The organism is Brachyspira sp. SAP_772 (genome assembly GCF_009755885.1).
Taxonomy (GTDB): Bacteria; Spirochaetota; Brachyspiria; order Brachyspirales; family Brachyspiraceae; genus Brachyspira.
The window spans coordinates 1-667 of the sequence record NZ_VYIX01000211.1 but is presented as its reverse complement, the minus strand read 5'-3'; the positions used below and the strand labels follow the sequence as shown (position 1 = coordinate 667).

Genomic DNA, 667 nt, shown 5'->3' with positions numbered 1-667 from the left:
AAATGAACAATCAATTATTGACCATATTACTAATTTATACAATATAAGATATTTTTACAAAGTTATAGAAGAGGAAGCTGAGAGGGCTAAGCGTTATAAATATACTATATCTCTTATATTTATGGATTTRGATCATTTTAAAAATGTAAATGATATATATGGTCATGATTGCGGTAATTTGGTTTTGCATGAAATAGGACGTTTATTAACTTCATCATCTGATAATATACTAAGAAGRAGTGATATTTCTTTTAGATACGGAGGMGAAGAGTTTATTATTATTTGCCCTAATACTAATAAAGATGAAGCATTTACTGTTGGAGAGAGAATTAGAAGAACTGTTGAAAATAAAGTTTTTAATTATGAATCTCAAGATATAAAAATTACTATAAGCATAGGCATATCTGAATATAGGCATAATTCAAAAACATCAATATTGCAAAGTGTAAAAGAATCAGACATGGCTATGTATGAGGCTAAACATCAAGGCCGAAATAAAGTAATTATATATGACGAGAGAATGTCTGAAAGAAAATAGTATATTTATTATAAGGATATATTTATGGAAAGTTTATTTTTACCAAATTATACTATTGGAAGCGATGCATATAATTATATAGATTATATATGTAAAAATTATGGCTCTAATGCTGTTATTATTTCTGGA

1 protein-coding gene is annotated in these 667 nt (G+C 26.1%); it reads left to right on the top strand.

What is annotated here, in order from left to right:
* On the top strand, nucleotides 1-538 hold a 538-nt coding region (locus GQX97_RS13605), incomplete at its 5' end, for a GGDEF domain-containing protein (protein WP_157152314.1).
* Nucleotides 539-667: the final 129 nt, after the last annotated feature.